The organism is Pseudomonas khavaziana (assembly GCF_019145205.1).
In the GTDB taxonomy this organism is placed as follows: Bacteria; Pseudomonadota; Gammaproteobacteria; order Pseudomonadales; family Pseudomonadaceae; genus Aquipseudomonas; species Aquipseudomonas khavaziana.
Window position 1 is genome coordinate 1 of record NZ_JAHSTT010000009.1, and the last position, 16,743, is coordinate 16,743.

The window sequence follows — 16,743 nt, forward strand, 5'->3', positions numbered from 1 at the left end:
AGCGCAGACGAACGCGCCGCTATCGCCGAAATCGAAGCCACAACCAACATCCTCAAGCTGGTCACGCGCTTGACCGGCATGAGATTTGCCGGCATCGCCAAATTTACTGACCTGGAATGGGTGGTCTGCTCGGCCTACGACCCTCTGCAAATGGGCATCAATGTCGACGATGTACTTGACCTGGAAACCACCCTATGCAGTGAGCTCTGCATCAACCCCCAGGCCTTGTTCATCCCGCAGATAAGCCAGAACGGGCGCTTTGCGGCGCGCCCAGTGGTCAAGCAATACGCCATCGAAAGCTATGCCGGCGCGCCGATCTTTCTGCCCGATGGGCGCCTGTTCGGAGCGCTGTGTGCGCTGGATTCGCGGGCGATGCTGTTCGACGACCCCAATCTGCCCGAGACCCTGAGCCTGTTTGCGCGGCTTATCGGCTGCATTTTCTACGCTAATCTGAGCCCGGCGGATCACTGACATCCGACCTGCCCCGTAACAAGGCGATATCGCGCTTGGGCGCCAAGCCAAACAGCCGACTGTACTCACGGCTGAACTGTGACGGGCTCTCATAGCCCACTTTGAACGCGGCGCTGGACACGTCCCGGTGCTCGTTCAACATCAAGCGTCGCGCCTCGTTCAAGCGCAGCCATTTCTGGTATTGCAAAGGACTCATTGCGGTCAATTGCCGGAAATGATGATGAAAGGTTGCCGCGCTCATCTGCACGCGGGCTGCCAATTCTTCCACACGCAGTGCGGCGGCAAAATTCAATTTCAGCCAATCGATGGCCTTGGCAATGCGATAGCCCTGCCCGTCCACCGAGCAGATCTGGCGCAGGCGAGCGGCCTGATCGCTTTTCAATAGGCGGTAATGAATCTCGCGCTGGATCAGCGGCGCAAGCACCGGTATCGCTTCGGGCTCGTCCAGCAGCGCCATCAGACGCGCGAAGCCAGCCAGCATGCCGCCAGTCACCGAGCCGATACCAACGCCCTTCATCATTGTCCGTTCACGGGTCGGCGGCAGATCACCCTGGGCAATCAGCTCGGCCAGCATGCGCAGGTCCAGTTTGAACGTCAGCCCCAGGCAGGGTTGCTCGGGGCTGGCAACCAGCACTTGCGAATTGGCCGGAATGTCCAGCGATGTCACCAGGAAGCGGGAGGCGTCGTAGGGGTAGCCCTCACCGCCGACCCACAACTGCTTCTCGCCCTGCACCACCAGCACGATGCACGGTTCGACCATGCATACCACCGGCGCAGCAGGTTGGTCACGCCGATAAAACCCCAGCCCGGCAATCGACATCGAATAGTCACCGGGCGCCGGGGTGCGCGAATCAATGGACTGAATCAGCGCATCCAGCAGCGATTGAGTGTTGGTCATGGCAGGCCCTTGCAATTCTTCATGCAACTTTACCTGCGTACATCCAGGGCGTCGCCGCAAATGGCTGAAACTCAGAGGATCAGGCAAGTAATCCGCTGAAACGCACTACAGAAGCCTTGCCTGCCTGGGGAAAATGGACCGATACCTCGCCAAGGAACATTCCTATGAAACACCTGCTGAGCCTTTTGCAATGATGTCCAACGCCTGCGAACCGCAACGTTGGGGCGCAGTGCTGGCGATGTCGCTTGCGGCGTTCGCACTGGTCGCCTCCGAATTCATGCCCGTCAGCCTGCTGACGCCCTTGGCCGCCGACTTGCACATCAGCGAAGGCCAGGCCGGCCAGGGCATTTCCGTATCGGGTGTGTTTGCCCTGCTCACCAGCCTGGTGATCGCGTCGATTGCTGCACGGGTGGATCGCAAGCGCCTATTGATGGCGCTGACGCTGCTGATGATTATCTCCGGCACGGTGGTGGCGCTCGCGCCCACATACTGGGTGTTCATGCTCGGCCGTGGCTTGATCGGCGTGGCGATTGGCGGCTTCTGGTCGCTGTCTGCAGCCACGGCCATGCGCCTGGTGCCGCCGGGCCAAGTACCGCGAGCCTTGGCCATCGTCAACGGCGGCAACGCCCTGGCGACGGTAATTGCGGCGCCGCTGGGCAGCTTTCTGGGCGGCATAATCGGCTGGCGCGGAGCATTTTTCTGCGTGGTGCCAGTGGCTGTGATTGCACTGGTGTGGCTGCTGGTCAGCCTGCCAGCGTTGAAGCCCACCGGCAAAGCGAAAACCGGCAACGCATTGCGCCTGATGAAAAATTCTACGGTGGCCCTGGGCATGCTCGCCGTCAGCGTGTTCTTCATGGGCCAGTTCATGTTGTTCACCTACCTGCGCCCGTTCCTGGAAAGTGTCACGCGGGTCGGGGTGTCCACGTTGTCGTTGATACTGCTGGTGCTCGGTCTGGCAGGTCTGACGGGCACGTTCTTGATTGACCGTCTCCTGAAGCACAACCTTTACCCGACGCTGATTGCCATTCCATTGATCATGGCAGGCATCGCCCTGGCGCTGGTGGCATTCGGCAGTTCAACGCTGATGACTACGCTGCTGCTGGGCAGTTGGGGTCTGGTAGCAACCGCCGCGCCCGTAGGCTGGTGGACCTGGCTGGCAAAAACCTTGCCCGACGACGCCGAGGCCGGAGGCGGATTGATGGTCGCCATCATTCAATTGGCGATTGCAGCCGGCGCCACCGTCGGTGGCGTGGCGTTCGACCTGAGCGGCTACCAGGCTACCTTTGAACTGAGCGCTGGATTGCTGATAGTCGCCACGCTGCTGGCCTGCCTGGCCTCACGCCGCCCAGCGCGCATGCACGTTATCAAAGGCGTTATCTGAAAAACTGGCTCGGCGTTCTGCCAAACTGCTTCTTGAACATACTGGTAAACGCACTCGGGCTCTCATACCCCAGTTCAAACGCCACATCGATAATCTTCTCCCCCACCGCAATGCGCTCCAGCGCCAGCAGCAGCCGCGCCTGCTGGCGCCATTGGCCGAAGGTCATGCCGGTTTCCCTGCGGAACAGGCGCTGGATGGTGGTTTGGTCCAGCCCCAGGCGCGCACTCCAGTGTGCAACGGTGGAGGCATCTCCCGGTTCGTTCTGCAACGCCAGGCAGATCTGGCTCAGGCGCGGGTCGGCAGGTTGTGGCAGGGACAGTGGCAAGGCGGGTAGGTTGGCCAGTTCGTCGAGGATCAGGTGCATGATCCGGGCATCGCGTGAGTCCTCGGCATAGGGCGGTTTCAGGCTGACCGAGGCCTTGATCAGCTCGCTCAGCAATGGGGAAACCGTCACCGTCTTCGGCTCGGCCGGCAGGTTCGGGAAGCTGTCCGGGCGCACGAACACGCTGCGCATCTTCAATGTGCCCACGCAGCGCAATGAGTGAACTTGACCACAGGGCATCCAAAAGCCACGATTGGGCGGTACCGTCCATTGCCGCAGGGCCGAATACACCACCATCACGCCACCTATGGCATACAGCAGTTGATGCTTGTTGTGGCTGTGTTCAGGGATCACCCAGTTTTCCGGATAATCGGTGGCCGAGCTGATGACAGCCCAGTCGCCCTCATCGATATCCCGAAGAAATTTATCCAGTGATCTGATCATTTTGCCCTTTTTGCGATGGTTTCTGCCCGAATTGCGCGAGACAGGCTTTTTCTTCGAATCTAGCATAGCTTTCGAAACAATTAGAAATGGCTGCCAGCTAAAGTCCTGTCTGCCCCTGTTTGCTGCCTTGTATGGAATGCCTGCATGTCGAGTCTCACCGCGACACCCGCCGCTGCCACAGCCACGCCCCAGATAAGCCCCCTGGTTATGCGCGTCCTCGGCGCCTGTGCCCTGGCGCATATGATCAATGACCTGATCCAGGCCGTGCTGCCGTCGGTCTACCCGATGCTCAAGGCCAACTACGGCCTGAGCTTCACCCAGGTCGGCCTGATCACCCTGACCTTCCAGTTGACCGCATCCCTGCTGCAACCCTGGATCGGCTATCACACCGACCGTCACCCCAAACCCTGGCTGCTGCCGGCGGGCATGGTGTGCACCTTGATCGGTATTTTGATGCTGGCGTTTGTCGGCAGCTTCCCGGCGATTCTGCTCGCGGCAGGGCTGGTGGGCGTCGGCTCGTCGACCTTCCACCCGGAAACCTCTCGCGTCGCCCGCCTGGCCTCCGGTGGCCGCTATGGCCTGGCGCAATCGACCTTCCAGGTCGGCGGCAACACCGGCAGCGCCTTCGGCCCGCTGCTGGCGGCGGCCATCATCATTCCCTACGGCCAAAGCCATATCGCCTGGTTCGGCCTGTTCGCGGTGTTCGCGATCCTGGTGCTGTACGGCTTGAGCCGTTGGTACCGCCACCACCTCAACCTGTTCAAGCTCAAGCAAGGCAGCCAGGCAACCCATGGCCTGTCCAAAGGACGCGTGACCTTTGCCCTGGTGGTCCTGGCCGTGCTGGTGTTCTCCAAATACTGGTACATGACCAGCCTGACCAGCTACTTCACCTTCTACCTGATTGAGAAGTTCCAGCTGTCGGTTTCCAGCTCGCAGATGTACCTGTTCCTGTTCCTCGGCGCCGTGGCGGTCGGCACCTTCGCCGGTGGCCCGATCGGCGACAAGATCGGCCGCAAGAAAGTCATCTGGTTCTCGATCCTCGGCGCCGCGCCGTTCACCCTCGCCCTGCCCTACGTCGACCTGTTCTGGACCGCCGTGCTCAGCGTGGTCATCGGCTTCGTCATCGCCTCGGCGTTCTCGGCCATCGTGGTATTCGCCCAGGAGCTGGTGCCCGGCAATGTGGGCATGATCGCCGGGATATTCTTCGGCCTGATGTTCGGTTTCAGCGGGATCGGTGCGGCGCTGCTCGGCATGCTCGCCGACCATCATGGGATCGAGTATGTCTACAAGTTGTGTTCGTTCCTGCCGTTGGTGGGCATCCTGACGATATTGCTGCCTTCGACCAAGGGGGTGTGATCGCTGGGTGCACCCAATCCAAATGTGGGAGGGGGCTTGCCCTAATGCCAGTCAGTTAAGCGATCATCGCCTTCTGCAGGAGCGAGCTTGCTCGCGAAAAACTTACAGGCGCCGCGTTCATTCAGCAAACGCGCGTTATCGTTGACGTTTTTCGCGAGCAAGCTCGCTCCTACAAAAAAGCCTTAACTGACTGGCATTAGGGCTTGCCCCGAAGAGCATGGGTATCTACACAACTCCGCCGTAGCGACCACCAGTAACCACGATGCGGAGCGAGCCGCTCTTGATCTTGATCTGCTTTTGATCTCAGGCGGCCCCCCAAATCCATGGCGGATTACGGGCACACCGAGCCTAAGCGAGGTGCCGAGTGGTGGGGCAAGAGCGCTTTGGTTACTTTCGCGCTTTTCGAAAGTGACCCGCCATAAGGGCGGAACCAATAGTGGCCGTTACCTAAACAATGGATATGTACTCGAACCAATCCAACATTCCGGTCGGCAGTCAGGCCGCCATCGGGAGCAAGCCCCCTCCCACATAATAAGTCCCACCACAGGTCATAACGAACCGCCACATCAGCTCAGTTACGTGGCCGACGGGAAAACCCATTGACCACGATGTAAAGCAACGGCCCCACCGACACAAACACCGCCGTCAACAAAAAGTACGGCAACACCGACGCCAGCGACCGCCCTCGCCCACGCGCGTCGCGGTACATCCACACACACGCCAGCACCGCCATCAGATACAGGTCGATCACCACCTGCGCCGTATCGGGCCGCGACATCAGTTCCCGTCCAAACGCCAACAGCGATTGCTCGGCCGTGAGCATCGTCCCCACCGTGTAGAGGGTAAATCCCAGCAAGGCAGCCAGGGCGATATAGGGTCTGTGCATGGTCTCTTCCTTGAAGTGCAATGGTCGTCATCGCGGCCACCTTAGCGACAAAGGCCCGCCGCTCGCAATCGCGTTGACGTGCTCATCTGGCCAATCATGCACGCCGCCTACCCGGAGCATGCCACGCTGGTTTTGTGAAATATCTGTACGTAGACTGCCGCCATACCCCCACTTGAAGGCGGCGAAAAAAACCTGATGCAAGTTACTGAAGTCTCCATTGCCCAATTGCGCGCTGCGCTGGAAGCCGGTCAGACCACGGCAGTTGAACTGGTCCAGGCGTACCTTTCGCGGATCGATGCCTACGATGGCCCGCACACCGCCACCGCACTGAATGCCGTGGTGGTACGCAACCCCGACGCCCTCAAGGAAGCCGAGGCCTCTGACGCACGCCGTGCCAAGGGCCAGACCCTGGGGCCGCTGGATGGCATTCCCTACACCGCCAAGGACAGCTATCTGGTCAAGGGCCTGACGGCTGCGTCCGGCAGCCCCGCGTTTGCCAAGCTGGTCGCCCAGCGTGACGCCTTCACCATCGAGCGCCTGCGTGCCGGCGGCGCCATCTGCCTGGGCAAGACCAACATGCCGCCGATGGCCAATGGCGGCATGCAGCGTGGCGTGTATGGCCGCGCCGAAAGCCCCTACAACGCCGACTACCTCACCGCGCCGTTTGCCTCCGGCTCCTCCAATGGTGCCGGCACCGCCACTGCCGCCAGCTTCGCGGCGTTTGGCCTGGCCGAGGAAACCTGGTCGAGCGGTCGCGGCCCGGCCTCCAACAATGGCCTGTGTGCCTACACGCCCTCCCGTGGCGTGATTTCGGTGCGCGGCAATTGGCCGTTGACCCCGACCATGGACGTGGTAGTGCCCTATGCACGCACCATGGCCGACCTGCTCGAAGTGCTCGATGTGGTGGTGGCCGAAGACCCTGACAAGCGCGGCGACCTGTGGCGCCTGCAGCCCTGGGTGCCGATCCCTGGCGTCACCTCGGTGCGCCCGGCCTCGTACATTGCGCTGGCGGCCAGTAGCGAGAGCCTGGCCGGCAAACGCTTTGGCGTGCCGCGCATGTACATCAACGCCGACCCGGATGCTGGCACCAGCGAAAAACCCGGTATCGGCGGGCCGACCGGGCAAAAGATCCACACCCGTGCCACGGTGATCGAGTTGTGGCAAGCCGCGCGCCAGGCATTGGAAGCGGCGGGTGCCGAAGTGATCGAAGTGGATTTCCCGCTGGTTTCCAACTGCGAAGGCGACCGCCCCGGTGCACCGACGGTGTTTACCCGTGGCCTGGTTTCCAAGGAATTCCTCCACGACGAACTGTGGGAACTGTCGGCCTGGGCTTTCGATGATTTCCTGCGCGCCAACGGTGACCCGAGCCTGAACCGCCTGGCCGATGTGGACGGGCCGAAGATCTTCCCCCACGACCCCGGCACCCTGCCCAACCGAGAAGACGACCTGGCCGCCGGCATGGACGAATACGTGCGCATGGCGCAACGCGGCATCACCCCATGGGACCAGATCGGCACCCTGCCCGACGGCCTGCGTGGCCTTGAGCAAACCCGGCGCATCGACCTGGAAGACTGGATGGACAACCTCGGCCTCGACGCCGTGCTGTTCCCGACCGTGGCCGATGTGGGCCCGGCGGATGCCGATGTGAACGAAGCGTCTGCCGACATCGCCTGGAGCAACGGCGTGTGGGTAGCCAACGGCAACCTCGCAATTCGCCACCTGGGTGTGCCCACCGTCACCGTGCCGATGGGCGTAATGGCGGATATCGGCATGCCGGTAGGGCTGACGTTTGCCGGGCGGGCCTATGACGATTCGGCACTGCTGCGCTTTGCCTCGGCGTTCGAAGCCACCGGCAGTAAACGGATGATCCCGCCGCGTACGCCACCATTGGCAGCCAGCTAAACGCAATTCAACTGTGGGAGGGGGCTTGCTCCCGATAGCGGCAGTTCAGTCAGCACATCGGGTACTGACACACCGCTATCGGGAGCAAGCCCCCTCTCACATTTTGAGCGTATTTTCACATCAAGCACCGTGGCTCAGGAGCGCGGAGCCTCGCGACGCCGCCACTCGTCCACCACATCGCCCATAGTCTTGGGGGCGCCATTGCGTATCCATGCCATGAATGGACGGTTGAACTTGAACGTCGGCCCGCACTGCTCAAGCATGAAACGGCGGACGTTCTGAGTGTTTTTGTAGTTTGGAGTCACGGGTGTAGCGCGGGTGAGACGGTCGCTATGCCAGTCAAAATCCATTTTGCACCTTGGCTTATGGAGGCGTGTTTACCCACCCTAACCTCTAATCACATCACACCGCTGCAAAATTTCACTTTCCTTCCCCGTCGAAACTAATGCATGGTTGTACGACGACATACCTCGTCGTGTCCACCCCAACAAAAACAAGGAAACACCCATGCCCAAGCTCAAAGTGCTGATCGGTTTTCTGTGCCTGTTCTGCGGCTATGTCGCCGCCGCGCCTGCTACCGCAGAAAAGGACGTGGCCCAGGCAGTCGATCAATTGACCCAAGCCATGCTGCACCTGGACCTCAAGCAGCTTGACGCGTTGACGTCTGATAAGCTCACTTATGGCCACTCCAGCGGCAAGGTGCAGAACAAGGCGCAATTCATCGCCGATCTGGAATCCCATACCAGCGCCTTCAAGACCCTGGAGATGCAAAACCAGACCATTACCCTCAGTGGCGATACCGCCCTGGTGCGCAACCACTTCCACGCCTTGGCGGTGAACAGTGGCGTGGATACACCCACCGACATCGACAACTTCCAGGTCTGGCAGAAGCAACACGGCAAATGGCTGCTGATCGGGCGCCAGGCTTACAAATACTGAGGACAGGTCACCACGCCACCACCTTGCGCACCTTCTCCAGGGCTTCACGCAACTGCCCCATCGACACCGAGCCAAGGGCCAGGCGCAGTGCGTGGGGCACCTGGGCCGAGACCGCGAAAGGCTCGGCGGTGGAGACGCAGACGCCGTCGCGCTGCAAGGTCATGGCCACTTGATCGGCGCGCGCATCCTCCGCCAGTGGCAACCACAAAAAATACGATGACGGATGGCTGATATACCTCACCCCCGCCAGCACCTGCGCCGCCAACACCTGGCGGGCCTGGGCATCTTCGCGCTTTTGCGCTTCCAGTTGCGCCACCGTACCGTCTTCGAGCCAAGCCACCGCAATCGCACTCATTACCCCCGGTACGTTCCAGGTGGTGGCCATGATCGTGCGTTCCAACGTGTTCACCCAGGCCGACGGCGCAGCGATAAAACCAACGCGCAAACCGGTGGCAACGCTCTTGGACAACCCGCCGATATACACCGTGCGCTCCGGGGCCAGCGTTGCCAACGGCGCGGGTGCGTCCTCGGCGAGAAACGCGTAGGCGCCATCTTCGATGATCATCAGGTTGTGCTGCCGTGCAACTGCCACCAAGCGCTCGCGCTGTTCCACGCTCAGCACCCAGCCCAGCGGGTTATGCAGGGTCGGCATGCTGTACACCGCACGTACCGGACGCCTGCGACACAGGTTGTGCAGGTGATCCAGGTCCGGGCCGCTGGCGGTGACCGGGATGGCGACAATTTCCAGATGCAGGGTTTCAGCCAGCACCTTGAAGCCTGAGTAGGTCAGCGCATCCACCGCGATCACATCCCCAGGCTTGAGCAACGCCATCAGGGTCACCGCCAAGCCATGCTGGGCGCCGCTGACCACCAGCACTTGCTCGGCATCCACCACCAGCCCTCGGTTCAACAAGTGTCGCGCCACAGCGGCGCGCTCATGCACACGCCCGGCATGGGGCTGGTAACGCAGCAGCGCCTCCAGGTCGCCGGAAAGCGCCAGTTGACGCAACGCCGTGCGCAACAGTTCGGCCTGGCCCGGCAAGGACGGGTAGTTGAAGTTCAGATCCAGCAGGCCCGCCGCCACCGTCATCTGCCCACTGCCCTGCCCCGGCGGCAACGCAATCTCGCGCACGAAGGTGCCACGCCCGGTCTCGCCACTGACCAGGCCCATGGCTTCCAACTCGCTGTACACCCGGCTGGCAGTGACCAGCGCCAAACCATGCTCGGCGGCCAATTGTCGGTGGGTGGGCAGGCGCGTACCGGGTGACATCCGGCCGCTGCGAATGGCCTCGGCGAAGGTATCGACCAGCGACTTGTAGCGGGCACGGGGCATAGAACTGTATCCATGACAATTTTTTGATTGCCCTAATCTTCGACCCTAGGATAGCCGATACGCAACCTCCCTTTTTTGGACAGACCCTCATGGAACGTACCTTCCCTCTCCGCACCCTGGACAGCAGTACCCAGGGCTGGATCAACGGTTTTATCGGCGTGGTGATTTTCAGCGGATCGCTGCCGGCCACGCGCCTGGCGGTGATGGAATTCGACCCGGTATTCCTGACCATGATCCGCGCGACCCTCGCCGCCTTGCTGGGCATAGGCCTGTTGTGGCTGTTCAAGGAGAAACGCCCTGCTCGCCAGCAATGGGCACCGCTGATCATCGTCGCCCTGGGCGTGGTGATCGGCTTCCCACTGCTGACGGCCCTGGCCCTGCAATACGTGACCTCGGCCCACTCCATCGTCTTCATCGGCCTGCTGCCACTGGCCACGGCGGTGTTCGGCGTGCTGCGTGGCGGGGAGCGGCCCAGGCCGGTGTTCTGGTTGTTTTCGATCCTGGGCAGCCTGTTGGTGATGGGCTATGCCTTGGCCCAAGGCTTGAGCGCCGCCCCTGCGGGCGACTTATTGATGCTGTTGGCAGTGCTGGTATGCGGCCTGGGTTATGCCGAAGGCGCCAAACTGTCGCGCAGCCTCGGCGGCTGGCAGGTGATCTGCTGGGCGTTGGTGGTGTCGCTGCCGGTGGTGGCGCCGCTGAGCCTGCTGCTGGCGCCTTCGACCTTCCACGGCATCAGCCTGCCGGCGTGGCTGAGCCTGGGGTACGTGTCACTGTTCAGCATGTTGATCGGCTTTGTGTTCTGGTATCGCGGCCTGGCACAGGGCGGTATTGCTTCGGTCGGCCAGTTGCAGCTGCTGCAACCTTTCTTCGGCCTGGGGCTGGCGGCGGGCCTGCTGCACGAACAGGTCAGCCTGGGCATGGTGCTGGTGACGGTGGCAGTGATCGGCTGCGTGGCCGGGGCGAAGAAGTTTGCTCGCTGACGCGCAGCCTGCTAAACAGAGGCGTCGCCCCAAGAACAACAAGGACTCTACATGCACAGCGCATCTCTGCAGGACACTACCGCGCCTGAAGGCATCTGCTACGGCTGCGGCAGCAGCAACCCCCACGGCCTGCACATCAAGAGCCGATGGGCCGACGATGGCGTGCACGTCATCTCCGAGCATCAGCCCGAGGCCAAATACAGCGGCTGGCCAGACCTGGTCTACGGTGGCCTGATCGCCATGTTGGTGGACTGCCATTCCAACTGGACCGCCATGGCCTACCACTACCGTGCCGAGCAACGTGAACCCGGCAGCCTGCCGCGCATCGATTGCGTCACCGGCAACCTGGGCATCAAGTTCATCAAGCCCACTCCCATGGGAACACCCCTGACCCTGCGTGCCCGGGTCGAAGGCGAGGTCGGACGCAAAAGCCGCGTGGTTTGCGAGGTATATGCCGGCGATGTACTCACCGCTATCGGCGACTCGGTGTTCGTGCGCGTCGACACCGGCCAACTGGCCGCGACCGCCCATGGCCGCGAGGCTTGATCCTGGTCTACAGTGAATGCGACCGCTGACCGAGGACTGCACAATGACCCGTCTCACCGCCAAGGACTTTGCCCCCGAACTGCTGGAGCTCTACGACGGCTACGCCCACGGCAAGCTCAACCGCCGCGAATTTCTCGACCGTGCGGCGCTGTTCACCTTCGGCGGCATCACCGCTTCGGCGCTGCTGGCAGCCCTGAGCCCCAACTACGCCCTGGCCGAACAAGTGAAATTCACCGACCCGGACATCGTCGCCGACTACATCACCTACCCGTCGCCCAAGGGCAACGGCACGGTGCGCGGCTACCTGGTACGCCCGGCCAAGACCGCAGGCAAGCTGCCCGCCGTGGTGGTGGTACATGAAAACCGGGGCCTGAACCCCTATATCGAAGACGTTGCGCGGCGCCTGGCCAAGGCCGGCTTTATCGCCTTGGCACCGGACGGCCTGACTTCGGTGGGTGGCTACCCCGGCAACGACGAAAAAGGCGTGGCACTGCAACAGACCGTCGACCCGACCAAACTGATGAATGACTTCTTCGCCGCCATCGAATGGCTGATGCACCACGACAGCAGTACCGGCAAGGTCGGCATCACTGGTTTCTGTTATGGCGGTGGCGTGACCAATGCGGCGGCGGTGGCCTACCCGGAACTGGGCGCGGCGGTGTCGTTCTACGGGCGCCAACCCGATGCCAAGGATGTACCGCGCATCAAGGCGCCGATCATGCTGCATTACGGTGAGCTGGATACGCGAATCAATGAGGGCTGGCCGGCGTATGAGCAGGCATTGAAAGCCGCCGGCACCACCTATGAAGCGTTTATCTACAAAGGTGCCAACCACGGCTTTCACAACGATTCGACACCACGCTATGACGAAGCAGCAGCAAACCTCGCCTGGGAGCGTACCCTGGGATGGTTCCACAAATACCTCGCCTGACAGCACTCTAATGCCGATCAGTTAAGGCTTTTGTAGGAGCGAGCTTGCTCGCGAAAAACTCACAGACACCGCGTTGATTCAGGAAACACGCGTTATCGTTGACGTTTTTCGCGAGCCAGCTCGCTCCTACAGAGGGCGATCCCTCTCCCACATCAGGCAGCACTGGTCTGCAACCATCCTTTGAACGCAAGCATCGCCGGTGTCTCATTGCGCGACTGCAAACGGGTCAACCAATAGCTGCCAGTCGTAATTCCTACCTGGAACGGCTGGCGGAACACATCGCTCTCCAGCTGTCGCGAAAACATCAGCGCCGGCGCCAGCGCCACGCCGCTGCCTTGCAGGGCGGCTTCCATCATCGCCAGCGAGGAGTCGAACACGATACTGCGCGGCACCCGCGTATCGATGGGCAAACCGGCGGCCTGGAACCACAGGCTCCACTCATCGGCACGGTAGGAGCGCAGCAAGGTATGCTTCAACAGGTCCGCCGGACTGTGCAGTTGCTCGGCAATCTGCGGTACGCACAACACCGTCAACGGCGCCTCCAGCAATGGGCATGCATCGGTGCCGTGCCAGGCGCCGGCGCCAAAGCGGATCGCGTAGTCAAGGCCTTCGGCGGCCACATCCACTCGGTTGTTGTGGGTGGACAGGCGCAGGTCGATAAACGGGTAGCGACTGTGGAAATCCGCCAGGCGTGGCAACAGCCAGCCCACCGCAAAGGTGCCGACCGCCCCCACCGTCAGCACTTCACGGTAATGCCCGCCCTCGAACTGGCCCAACGTCAGGGCAATGCGATCAAAGGCATCACGCAGCACCGGCAGCAGGGTTTCGCCTTCGCTGGTGAGCATCAGGCCCCGAGGCAAGCGCTTGAACAACGTAACATTGAGTTGGGCTTCGAGACTTTTAACCTGATGGCTGACGGCCGCCTGGGTCACGCACAGCTCAATGGCCGCACGGGTAAAGCTCAAATGGCGCGCCGAGGCTTCGAAGGCACGCAGGGCATTGAGCGGCAAGTGGGAACGCAGCAAGGCTTACCCCAATTTTTCTAATGGCTGGTGCGAGATATCATCGTTTGCCCGCGTCCTGAAATCCACCTAGATTTGCCACGCCTGCGCAGGTTCTGATCGTCATCACTCTTTTACATGGAAGCGAGTCACCATGAAGCGCAACTTACAAACACTGCTGGTTTCCGCGTTATTTCTGGGGTCTGGCAGTTGCATGGCCGCCGTCGATATACGCCAGGTCGTGGACAGCAACGTCAAAGCCTTGATGCAGCAGCAAGCTATCCCGGGCTTGTCGGTGGCCGTCGTCAACCAGGGCAAGGTGCAATACTTTAACTACGGCGTCGCCGCCAAGGACACCCAGGCCCCAGTCACCGAAGACACCCTGTTCGAAATAGGCTCGGTGAGTAAAACCTTCACCGCCACCCTCGGCGGTTATGCCCAGGCCACCGGCAAGCTCAAACTGTCGGATATGGCCAGCCAACACTTGCCCGCCCTGGCCGGCAGCGCGTTTGACCGCATCAGCCTGCTGCAACTGGCGACCTATACCCCAGGAGGCCTGCCGCTGCAGTTTCCGGACGCCGCCGACCGTGCAGCCTCAATGCTCAGCTACTTCCAGCACTGGAAACCCACGTATGCCCCGGGTGAACAGCGTCTGTATTCCAACCCCAGTATCGGCCTGTTCGGCTACCTGGCAGCGCAAAGCCTGGGCCAGCCATTCAACGTCGCGATGGAGAAGACCCTGCTGCCCAAGCTGGGCTTGACCAACACTTATGTCCGCGTGCGTGCCGACAAAGCCGGCCAATATGCCCAAGGCTATGACAAGCAGCAAAATCCCGTACGCGTGAGCCCCGGCGCCCTGGACAGCGAAGCCTACGGCATCAAGACCAGCAGCCAGGACCTGGCTCGCTACGTGATCGCCAACATGCACCCGCAGACCCTGGAACAGCCCCTGCAACAAGCCATCGCTGCCACTCACGCCGGCTACTACAGGGTCAACGACATGACCCAGGGCCTGGGTTGGGAACGCTACCCCTACCCCATCACCCTGCAAGCTTTGATCGACGGCAACTCCACGCCGATGGCGATGGAGCCGCACAAGGTCAACTGGCTGAGCCCGGCCCAGGCGCAACCGGCCAACGTGCTGTACAACAAGACCGGCTCCACTGGCGGCTTTGGTGCGTATGTGGCGTATGTGCCAAGCAAGGACATGGGCGTGGTGATCCTGGCGAACCGCAACTACCCGAATGCCGAGCGGGTGAAAGTGGCGCACGCGATCTTGAGTGCGCTGGATAAATAACACCGAACACAAAACCCTGTGGGAGGGAGCTTGCTCCCGATGGTGGTGGTTCAGTTACAGATGCATTACTGACACTCCCTCATCGGGAGCAAGCCCCCTCCCACATTTTTGACTGCGTTTACATTCCGAGCCACTGCGGCAGTGCGAGGGAAATGAACGGCAAATAAGTGACCATGATCAGGAACACCAACAGGATCATCAGCCACGGCATCGCCGCGCGAATGGTTTGCCCCAGGGTCAACCCCGTCACCGCCGAGGTCACAAACAGGTTCAACCCCACCGGTGGATGCACCAGACCGATTTCCATGTTCACCACCATCACGATGCCCAGGTGAATCGGATCAATGCCCAGCTTCATCGCAATCGGGAAGAAGATCGGCGCCAGAATCAGCACGATGGCCGAGGGCTCCATGAAGCTGCCGGCAATCAGCAGCACCACGTTGACCATGATCAGGAAACCAATCGGCGTCAGCCCTTCAGAGATCACCCACGCAGTGATTTCCTGGGGAATCTGCTCAGTGGTCAGCACATGGGCAAACAGCATGGCGTTGGCGATAATGAACATCAGCATGATCGACAACCGCCCGGATTCCAGCAGTACCTTGGGGCAGTCGCGCAGCTTCATGTCCTTGTAGATAAACAGCGCCACAAACGCCGAATACACCGCCGCCACCGCCGCCGCTTCGGTGGGGGTGAACATGCCGCTATAGATGCCGCCGAGGATGATCACCAACAGCAACAGGCCCCAGAAAGCCCGGCGGGCGCAACTGAGCCACTCGCGGAACGTCGCCCGTGGTTGCGCCGGCAATTTCTTGATGCGTGCGACGATGTAGATCGCGATCATCAGCATCAGGCCCAGCAACAGTCCCGGGATCACCCCGGCCATGAACAGCTTGCCTACCGAGGTTTCGGTCGCCGCCGAATACACCACCATCACAATCGACGGCGGAATCAGGATCCCCAAGGTCCCGGCGTTGCAGATGATCCCCGCACCAAACTCCTTCGGATAACCGGAACGCACCATGCCTGCCACGGCAATCGAGCCCACCGCCGCCACCGTGGCCGGTGACGAGCCGGACAGCGCCGCAAACAACATGCAGGCCAGCACCGCCGCAATCGCCAGGCCGCCACGGATGTGGCCGACACAGGCATTGGCGAAGTCGATCAGCCGCTGGGCTACGCCGCCGGTGGTCATGAACGCGCCGGACAGCAGGAAGAACGGAATCGCCAGGAAGGTGTAGGCGTCGGAGGTCTCGAACAGCTTGATCGCCAGGGAACTCACCGAGTCCTGGCTGAACATCAGAATCGACACCGCACCGGACAGCCCCAGGGAAATCGCAATCGGCACGCCGAGGAACATGAACACAAACAACAGCAGAAACAGACAGAGCACGGCCATCAGTGACGCTCCTCATGGCTGCCGGCCAACTTGCTGGCCTCACCGGCCTCGTCGGCCAGCCCCAACCCGACCTGGCGGTGGGTAAAGATGCGATAGAAAATTTCCAGGTAGCGGATGAATACCAAGGCAAAGCCGATGGGCACGATCGCCACGATGTCGCCCACATCGATGCCGAACTGGTCGAGGTCTTCGGCGCCGATATGCGCGGTCATCACTGCGCTCACCCACTTGTAGCTGGCCACCATGAACAACCCGGCATAGGCCAGGCAGCACAGGCAGGCGAGCAGGCCGAGCAGGCGTTGCACCGGGCGCTTGGTCAGCCTGACCAACGCGTCCACGCCGAGGTGGCCGGCGGTGCGTACACCGTAGGAAATGCCGAAGAAAATCAGCCAGCCGAACATGGCCTTGGTCAACGCCACGCTCCAGGTCATGTCCTGGGCCCAGGTCATGGTGCCGTCGCCCAGGGCGTTGAAGAAATTGCTGCTCCAGGCCCATTTATCCGCCAGGGCGAAGAACAGGGTGTAGATGTTGTTGAGCATGACGTAGACGAATGTCACCAGGGTCATGGCGGCGAGCAGGAAGGCAATAAAGCCTTCCTCCAGGTGCTCCCAGACGCGCCTTAGCGTTTGCATGGCAAAACCTCGCGAGGCAAATGAA

At 61.4% G+C, this 16,743-nt stretch carries 17 protein-coding genes; 9 read left to right on the forward strand and 8 right to left on the reverse strand.

Annotated features, from left to right (window positions below):
- The coding region (locus KVH01_RS20665) for a GAF domain-containing protein (RefSeq protein ID WP_217882698.1) at positions 1–471 on the forward strand (471 nt) is incomplete at its 5' end.
- Here KVH01_RS20665 and KVH01_RS20670 read toward each other — a convergent pair.
- Positions 446–1,369 carry an AraC family transcriptional regulator gene (locus KVH01_RS20670; RefSeq protein WP_217882699.1) on the reverse strand — a complete coding sequence of 308 codons (924 nt, stop codon included), beginning with the start codon at positions 1,367–1,369 and terminating at the stop codon, positions 446–448. The two genes, KVH01_RS20665 and KVH01_RS20670, sit on opposite strands and share 26 nt — an antisense overlap.
- 193 nt (positions 1,370–1,562) lie before the next feature.
- On the opposite strand from KVH01_RS20670, the gene KVH01_RS20675 reads away from it, so the two are divergent.
- The gene (locus tag KVH01_RS20675; protein ID WP_404822082.1) at positions 1,563–2,750 is read left to right on the forward strand and encodes an MFS transporter; all 1,188 of its coding nucleotides are present in this window, start codon (positions 1,563–1,565) and stop codon (positions 2,748–2,750) included.
- Here KVH01_RS20675 and KVH01_RS20680 read toward each other — a convergent pair.
- The gene (locus tag KVH01_RS20680; protein WP_217882700.1) at positions 2,743–3,516 is read right to left on the reverse strand and encodes an AraC family transcriptional regulator; all 774 of its coding nucleotides are present in this window, start codon (positions 3,514–3,516) and stop codon (positions 2,743–2,745) included. The two genes, KVH01_RS20675 and KVH01_RS20680, sit on opposite strands and share 8 nt — an antisense overlap.
- A gap of 144 nt (positions 3,517–3,660) precedes the next feature.
- Between KVH01_RS20680 and KVH01_RS20685 the strand changes: the two genes are divergently transcribed.
- Positions 3,661–4,872, forward strand: coding sequence for an MFS transporter (locus KVH01_RS20685; RefSeq protein ID WP_217882701.1), 1,212 nt, complete (start codon positions 3,661–3,663; stop codon positions 4,870–4,872).
- 571 nt (positions 4,873–5,443) lie between these two features.
- Here the strand turns inward: KVH01_RS20685 and KVH01_RS20690 are convergent.
- A complete protein-coding gene (locus KVH01_RS20690; RefSeq protein WP_043051789.1) occupies positions 5,444–5,758 on the reverse strand; it encodes a DUF2834 domain-containing protein in 315 nt (104 codons plus the stop codon).
- Between the two features lie 192 nt (positions 5,759–5,950).
- Here KVH01_RS20690 and KVH01_RS20695 point away from each other — a divergent pair, with 192 nt between their 5' ends.
- Entirely contained in the window at positions 5,951–7,660 is a 1,710-nt protein-coding gene (locus KVH01_RS20695; protein WP_217882841.1) for an amidase, read from the forward strand.
- A 134-nt stretch (positions 7,661–7,794) separates the two neighbouring features.
- On the opposite strand, the gene KVH01_RS20700 is transcribed toward KVH01_RS20695, so the two are convergent.
- Positions 7,795–8,010 carry a DUF6434 domain-containing protein gene (locus KVH01_RS20700; protein WP_217882702.1) on the reverse strand — a complete coding sequence of 72 codons (216 nt, stop codon included), beginning with the start codon at positions 8,008–8,010 and terminating at the stop codon, positions 7,795–7,797.
- A 157-nt stretch (positions 8,011–8,167) separates the two neighbouring features.
- Between KVH01_RS20700 and KVH01_RS20705 the strand changes: the two genes are divergently transcribed.
- On the forward strand, positions 8,168–8,599 hold the full coding sequence (locus KVH01_RS20705; RefSeq protein ID WP_217882703.1) for a nuclear transport factor 2 family protein: 432 nt from the start codon (positions 8,168–8,170) through the stop codon (positions 8,597–8,599).
- A 7-nt stretch (positions 8,600–8,606) separates the two neighbouring features.
- On the opposite strand, the gene KVH01_RS20710 is transcribed toward KVH01_RS20705, so the two are convergent.
- Positions 8,607–9,932, reverse strand: coding sequence for an aminotransferase-like domain-containing protein (locus KVH01_RS20710; protein ID WP_217882704.1), 1,326 nt, complete (start codon positions 9,930–9,932; stop codon positions 8,607–8,609).
- An 89-nt stretch (positions 9,933–10,021) separates the two neighbouring features.
- Between KVH01_RS20710 and KVH01_RS20715 the strand changes: the two genes are divergently transcribed.
- The 3 genes from KVH01_RS20715 to yghX are packed head-to-tail and all read left to right on the forward strand — an operon-like array spanning position 10,022 to position 12,389.
- Positions 10,022–10,912 carry a DMT family transporter gene (locus KVH01_RS20715; RefSeq protein ID WP_217882705.1) on the forward strand — a complete coding sequence of 297 codons (891 nt, stop codon included), beginning with the start codon at positions 10,022–10,024 and terminating at the stop codon, positions 10,910–10,912.
- Positions 10,913–10,963: 51 nt separating this feature from the next.
- A complete protein-coding gene (locus KVH01_RS20720) occupies positions 10,964–11,458 on the forward strand; it encodes a PaaI family thioesterase (protein WP_217882706.1) in 495 nt (164 codons plus the stop codon).
- A 43-nt stretch (positions 11,459–11,501) separates the two neighbouring features.
- Complete coding sequence (gene yghX / locus KVH01_RS20725; RefSeq protein WP_217882707.1) at positions 11,502–12,389, forward strand: YghX family hydrolase; 888 nt, start codon at positions 11,502–11,504, stop codon at positions 12,387–12,389.
- A 152-nt stretch (positions 12,390–12,541) separates the two neighbouring features.
- Here yghX and KVH01_RS20730 read toward each other — a convergent pair whose 3' ends face one another.
- A complete protein-coding gene (locus tag KVH01_RS20730; protein WP_217882708.1) occupies positions 12,542–13,414 on the reverse strand; it encodes a LysR family transcriptional regulator in 873 nt (290 codons plus the stop codon).
- Between the two features lie 130 nt (positions 13,415–13,544).
- Between KVH01_RS20730 and ampC the strand changes: the two genes are divergently transcribed.
- The gene (ampC, locus tag KVH01_RS20735) at positions 13,545–14,687 is read left to right on the forward strand and encodes a class C beta-lactamase (RefSeq protein ID WP_217882709.1); all 1,143 of its coding nucleotides are present in this window, start codon (positions 13,545–13,547) and stop codon (positions 14,685–14,687) included.
- 118 nt (positions 14,688–14,805) lie between these two features.
- On the opposite strand, the gene dctM is transcribed toward ampC, so the two are convergent.
- Together dctM and KVH01_RS20745 are read right to left on the reverse strand one after the other, a co-directional pair.
- A complete protein-coding gene (gene dctM, locus KVH01_RS20740; RefSeq protein ID WP_043051820.1) occupies positions 14,806–16,086 on the reverse strand; it encodes a C4-dicarboxylate TRAP transporter large permease protein DctM in 1,281 nt (426 codons plus the stop codon).
- Complete coding sequence (locus KVH01_RS20745) at positions 16,086–16,718, reverse strand: TRAP transporter small permease (protein WP_217882710.1); 633 nt, start codon at positions 16,716–16,718, stop codon at positions 16,086–16,088. Before KVH01_RS20745 ends, dctM begins: the two co-directional genes overlap by 1 nt.
- Positions 16,719–16,743: the final 25 nt, after the last annotated feature.

Excerpts from the sequence above, each read along its gene's own strand:
- KVH01_RS20685 (WP_217882701.1), top strand. The coding sequence starts at position 3,661 with ATGTCGAGTCTCACCGCGACACCCGCCGCTGCCACAGCCACGCCCCAG.
- KVH01_RS20720 (WP_217882706.1), top strand. The coding sequence starts at position 10,964 with ATGCACAGCGCATCTCTGCAGGACACTACCGCGCCTGAAGGCATCTGC.
- KVH01_RS20700 (WP_217882702.1), bottom strand. The coding sequence starts at position 8,010 with ATGGATTTTGACTGGCATAGCGACCGTCTCACCCGCGCTACACCCGTG.
- KVH01_RS20745 (WP_217882710.1), bottom strand. The coding sequence starts at position 16,718 with ATGCAAACGCTAAGGCGCGTCTGGGAGCACCTGGAGGAAGGCTTTATT.
- yghX (WP_217882707.1), top strand. The coding sequence starts at position 11,502 with ATGACCCGTCTCACCGCCAAGGACTTTGCCCCCGAACTGCTGGAGCTC.
- KVH01_RS20670 (WP_217882699.1), bottom strand. The coding sequence starts at position 1,369 with ATGACCAACACTCAATCGCTGCTGGATGCGCTGATTCAGTCCATTGAT.
- KVH01_RS20715 (WP_217882705.1), top strand. The coding sequence starts at position 10,022 with ATGGAACGTACCTTCCCTCTCCGCACCCTGGACAGCAGTACCCAGGGC.
- KVH01_RS20705 (WP_217882703.1), top strand. The coding sequence starts at position 8,168 with ATGCCCAAGCTCAAAGTGCTGATCGGTTTTCTGTGCCTGTTCTGCGGC.
- ampC (WP_217882709.1), top strand. The coding sequence starts at position 13,545 with ATGAAGCGCAACTTACAAACACTGCTGGTTTCCGCGTTATTTCTGGGG.
- KVH01_RS20710 (WP_217882704.1), bottom strand. The coding sequence starts at position 9,932 with ATGCCCCGTGCCCGCTACAAGTCGCTGGTCGATACCTTCGCCGAGGCC.
- dctM (WP_043051820.1), bottom strand. The coding sequence starts at position 16,086 with ATGGCCGTGCTCTGTCTGTTTCTGCTGTTGTTTGTGTTCATGTTCCTC.
- KVH01_RS20675 (WP_404822082.1), top strand. The coding sequence starts at position 1,563 with ATGTCCAACGCCTGCGAACCGCAACGTTGGGGCGCAGTGCTGGCGATG.
- KVH01_RS20690 (WP_043051789.1), bottom strand. The coding sequence starts at position 5,758 with ATGCACAGACCCTATATCGCCCTGGCTGCCTTGCTGGGATTTACCCTC.
- KVH01_RS20680 (WP_217882700.1), bottom strand. The coding sequence starts at position 3,516 with ATGATCAGATCACTGGATAAATTTCTTCGGGATATCGATGAGGGCGAC.